The sequence below is a fragment of the Shewanella sp. 5S214 genome, from assembly GCF_041439795.1.
Classification (GTDB): Bacteria; Pseudomonadota; Gammaproteobacteria; order Enterobacterales; family Shewanellaceae; genus Shewanella; species Shewanella vesiculosa.
The window spans coordinates 41,163-46,265 of the sequence record NZ_JBGOOV010000036.1; the positions used below are offsets into that span (position 1 = coordinate 41,163).

The window sequence follows — 5,103 nt, forward strand, 5'->3', positions numbered from 1 at the left end:
CTTCAGGGTGATTATAATATTCATCATATTCTTGATTAAGCCATGAACCAAGCGCCTGGTTATCGAGCGCATTAATACCATCAGGAGTTTGTTTTATTCTAAACACGCTGCTGAGCATGCCGTATTCACTGCTGGGGAAAATGCCGATAATGGGTAAATACATCCAAACTCGAGTATAGATATGCACATAAGTTTCATGGGTGTGAGTTTTTTGCTTCGTATTAAACCAATGCCTATTTCTATAAGGATAATTAACCTCTTTGGGTAACTGTCGAGCAGCTATATTACTGATAGGAACAGTGATTTTTAACAGTTTGTCTTCTAAAATAAACCGCTCAGTGACGAGCTGAGTAAAATCAGCACCGCCAACAAAGCCTTGCCACAAACTCTTCAATAACCCCATTATGCCGTTTCTTGCCCAGATGAAGTTTGCAGAGCTGACGAAGTATCATTGGATAGTCGCGATTGTGGCTCATCTGCAACATAATCAGTTAATGACACCATCTCCATCACCCGTTGCTGGGTTTGATTGGCCGCCTTGCGCCACTTTTCATGTTTGTCAGAACGGTCAACACGATGACTAAAACGCACCACTAAATAATGGCCTTCATCTAAACCTAAACAATACATGTCGGTGCGACTGCGTGAATGAGGTTTAACTAGTTGATGAAACACCCACTCAGTACCATTTATTTGTACCGTAGTAGCATCTGGAATTTTTGGGTAACCACCGTTGTTTATTGCAGCTTCTAATTGAATAGCCATTACCTCATCTGAAAGAGTGGTATGTTTACTCATTTCTTGCCTTATTCTAGTGTTGCTACCTTTAGCTTTCTCACCAGGCTCAGGGTGATTATAATATTCATCATATTCTTGATTTAGCCATTTACCAAGCGCCTGGTTATCGAGCGCATTAACACCATCAGGGGTTTTTTTTATTCTAAATACACTGCTGAGCATGCCGTATTCACTGCTGGGCAGAATACCTATGATGGGTAAATACATCCATAACTCAGTATAAATATGTATATAGGTCTCATGGGTGTGTGTTCTTTGGTTTGCAGCAAGCCAAAAAAGATTTTTATATGGATAATTAATCTCTTTCGGTAGTTCTACCGTGGCAATATTACTGACTGGCATAGTTATTTTTAACAGTTTATCTTCTAAAATAAATCGCTCAGTGACTAGCTGAGTAAAATCAGCTCCGCCAACAAAGCCTTGCCACAATGTTTTTAGTAATTTCTTCATAATGTTTTTTTTATTTTCTGTGCTTCTTGCATTAATAGCTCAGCTTTCTGAATATATTTTTTAACTTCTTTAGCGCGAAATTTTGCACCTAACGTCAATAATTGCTCGTGGTAGGTTTTCACTCCCAAGAAAGGTAATGTATGCGGACTTGCCCCCACAGAGCTAAACATTATCGAGGGAAAAAACTTTACTGAACGGGCAAAACTACTGGCTGATAGATCATTTTTGCCGAATATATTAGGTACTGTATCAAATGGGTTATTTCGTGGTTCATGGGTTTTTAACCCCACCAGTTTAGCGGCTTGTTGTAACTCTGCCACATTAGCACCGCTGCCGTGAATAGCTAGCTCTTGACCCGTTAATTGCCCTTGATAATTGACTCGATAATATTGCAACGCAGATAAAAATATAATCGCCCCTTGGCTGTGGGCGACCCACTTGACTTTTTTACCCAATTGTTGATTTTGTTTCAATACAGCCGCCAAGTGCTGAGCATTGTGCGAAGTATTACTTTGACCTTTGTCAAAGGCGCATTCATATACATCACGTACCGCTTTATCACTGGGATTATGAAATAGAGTATACGCTTTTATACTATCACTTTGATAAGCGCTGTCTAAATGGGTGCCCATTAACCACTGCGCTTTAGTAAATTCATTTAACATACCATTTACGGCGGCATGATGGGTGTTCACTTGTATGCTAGGCTTTGCATCACCCCATTCATCGATAAGTTCTTGAATTTCATCTCTTGACTTTGCCCCATCGTATTTCGCTCCAGAGCCAATCCTTTCTACTCGATACAACATGGTACGTTCATCAGTATGACGATCTTTCCTATCATGTAACTGCTGATCAAATAATATATCGGTTATATGCACTTGGCTATTAGCGGGAATTTTATAATCAATAAAGTAATGATAATTACGAAATGGAATATCAGAGCGGCGCATATGCCTAAAGGGATTAAGGCTTTGTTTAACTGACGAGGCTGCTGTTGGGTGCAGACTGATAAATTGAATTTCTTTAATCACCTGCTGTTGGTCATAATCATTAAGGCTTTGCAGCATAACAAATGCTTGATAGGAAAATTCAACTTTTTGGTAATTAAAGTCAACCGGTAATCGAAGTCCATGCTCTAATGCTGTTTGATGGTCTAAACCCATTAAACTATGAGGTGAACTCGGTTGTAGTGCATTTTTATTTGCGCCGCTGTTTTTCCATGTCATGCTAATCATCCCTGATATATACATTATGTATCATAAAATGGATTGTCGATTTTATATATAGCTACAAATAACTGGTTTTATTATGGTAAGTAATACTTGATGATAATGAGTTAATAATAAGCTCATATATACCCATTTAGGTCAGACGTTATTCGTAGCATTGAAACTGTTTAAGGAGGCTTGCTCAAATAGCGCTAAGCCGATACATTGACTATTAATTTTTACCAACCAACACAATTAAATAAAGAGAATTCAACATGGCTGAAAAAATTATCATCGCAACCGACAAAGCCCCCCAAGCTATTGGTACTTATTCACAAGCAGTTAAAGTCGGCAGTACCGTTTATCTTTCAGGTCAGATTCCGTTAGACCCAAAAACCATGACCATGGTGAGCGATGATTTTGCAGAACAAGTTGTACAAGTGTTCGAAAATTTAACCGCGGTATGTGAAGCTGCTGGCGGAAAAATGAGTGACATCGTTAAGCTAAATATCTTCTTAACCGATTTATCTCATTTTGCCACGGTAAACGAAATTATGAGTCGTTACTTCCAACAACCTTATCCAGCTCGTGCCGCGATTGGCGTCAAAGAGTTACCAAAAGGGTCATTGGTTGAAATGGACGGAATCATGGAAATTTAGCGACAACCGTACAATTTTTTTAAAGGCACCTAGGGTGCCTTTTTTATTATCCGTGGATTTTACACTGTAGAGTATTTACTCAACACCTATTGTTTCTTCAGTAAATTCTGCTAACGTGTTTGTTGTGTTACCTTGCACACATACTGTGCAATTGTTTGCGCCAGCGCACAAAAATGGCCATACTAAATTTATAGAGACCCACAATAACAATAAAGAACATGGAAGCGTCGATGGAAAATTTAATTAAAACTCCTGTTGAGATGTTGTCTCATTGGGTAGATACGCAAGGCGACAAAGTTTACCTTCGCCAGCCGATTGACGGTAAATATGTAGATTTCACCTGGCGTGAAGTTCAACAAAAAGTGCAACAAATTGCAGGTTCACTGCGCCATTTAGGTCTAGAGCGCGGTGATAAAGTTGCTGTACTGTCTAAGAACTGTGCCGAGTGGTTTATTGTCGATTTAGCATTAATGTACGGTGGTTATATTAGTGTGCCTGTTTATCCAACTGCTAATGCCGAAACGATTCGTTATATACTTGAGCACAGTGGTGCAAAAGCCATCTTTACTGGCAAGCTTGATCATTGGGCAGAACAAGAAGCTGCCGTGGGCGGTGAAATTCTCCGTTTAGCCATGCCATATGACACCATGCCTGCCCAATATCATTGGGAACAGCTATTGAAGCTGGGGCAACCTCTGGTTGACGAGCAGTTACCCACTGCTGATCAAGTCATGACGCTCATTTATACCTCAGGCTCAACCGGCAAACCTAAAGGCGCGATCCAAACCTTTACCAGTTATGGCTGGGCGTGTGAAGCCGTGATCCGTGATTTACAAGCAAACACGACTGACCGACTATTATCTTATTTACCGTTAGCACACATTACCGAACGCGTAGCTATTGAAGGTTCATCATTCTATTCTGGGGCAACGGTTTCTTTTGTTGAAGGTCTCGACTCATTTGTTGATGACATTCAGCGTTGTCGTCCAACGATATTTTTCTCCGTACCGCGTTTATGGACGGTATTCCAACTCAATATCATCAACAAAATTGGTGAGAAAAAACTTAAAACCTTACTTAAACTGCCCATTATTAGCAGTATTGTTAAGCGTAAGATTAAAAAAGGTTTAGGGCTGGATCAATCACGCTTAAACGGCTCAGGCTCGGCGCCAATACCACCATCATTGCTTCAATGGTACAACGATATCGGCATTGATATTTGTGAAGCATGGGGGATGACTGAAAACTGTGCTTACTCGATAATCAACCATCCATTTAATGCCAAGAAGATTGGCACTGTCGGCCGTCCAGTTGAAGGATGCTTGGTACGTCAAACTGAACAAGGTGAGTTGTTAGTTAAAAGTCCTGGCTTGATGAGCGGCTATTACTTACAAGACGAAGCCACCGCAGCCGCATTTACCGAAGATGGTTTTTTCCATACTGGCGATTTATGCGAAATTGATGCAGACGGTTATATCGATATTACTGGTCGAGTTAAAGACAACTTTAAAACCTCAAAAGGTAAATATGTCGCACCTGTCCCTATTGAACGTAAATTGGCTCAAGATTCACATATAGAATTAATTTGTGTTATTGGCTCTGGCTTACCACACCCAGTCGCATTAGTGCAGCTTTCAGAAGGCTCTAAATTGCAGCCTCGTGAGGAAGTAAGAACATCATTGAAAGAGACGCTCGACAGCATTAACCCGCATCTTGAGTCACATGAGCACGTTGATGCCATTATAATCGTCAATGATGACTGGACCATTGAGAACGATGTGTTAACTCCAACGTTAAAAATTAAACGTCACGTACTGGAAAAAACATTCAGCGCCAAAGTAGACGGTGTGCGCGGTGCAAAAGTACGTTGGGAAGACGAATTGTAGTCATCCACTATCGATTATTTCGCCTCAAAAAATACACGCAATATGCGTAATGCCGTTCACTTAAGGTGAGCGGCATTTTTTCTTTTTGCTACAGGATAC

4 protein-coding genes and 1 pseudogene are annotated in these 5,103 nt (G+C 40.4%); 2 read left to right on the forward strand and 3 right to left on the reverse strand.

Annotated elements, in window-relative coordinates:
• From ACED29_RS19005 to ACED29_RS19015, 3 genes and pseudogenes are all read right to left on the reverse strand, one after another.
• A pseudogene (locus ACED29_RS19005) lies at window positions 1-403 on the reverse strand (hypothetical protein); the annotation flags it as partial.
• Window positions 403-1,248, reverse strand: coding sequence for a hypothetical protein (locus tag ACED29_RS19010; protein WP_371698409.1), 846 nt, complete (start codon window positions 1,246-1,248; stop codon window positions 403-405). The gene ACED29_RS19010 and the pseudogene ACED29_RS19005, both read right to left, overlap by 1 nt.
• A complete protein-coding gene (locus ACED29_RS19015; protein ID WP_371698411.1) occupies window positions 1,245-2,477 on the reverse strand; it encodes a hypothetical protein in 1,233 nt (410 codons plus the stop codon). The genes ACED29_RS19010 and ACED29_RS19015 overlap by 4 nt, the downstream gene beginning before the upstream one ends.
• A 257-nt stretch (window positions 2,478-2,734) precedes the next feature.
• On the opposite strand from ACED29_RS19015, the gene ACED29_RS19020 reads away from it, so the two are divergent.
• Window positions 2,735-3,118: a RidA family protein gene (locus ACED29_RS19020; RefSeq protein ID WP_182697748.1), complete on the forward strand. Its 384-nt coding sequence runs from the start codon at window positions 2,735-2,737 to the stop codon at window positions 3,116-3,118.
• Window positions 3,119-3,348: 230 nt separating this feature from the next.
• On the forward strand, window positions 3,349-5,004 hold the full coding sequence (locus tag ACED29_RS19025) for an AMP-binding protein (RefSeq protein WP_182723090.1): 1,656 nt from the start codon (window positions 3,349-3,351) through the stop codon (window positions 5,002-5,004).
• The last annotated feature ends 99 nt before the right edge of the window (window positions 5,005-5,103 follow it).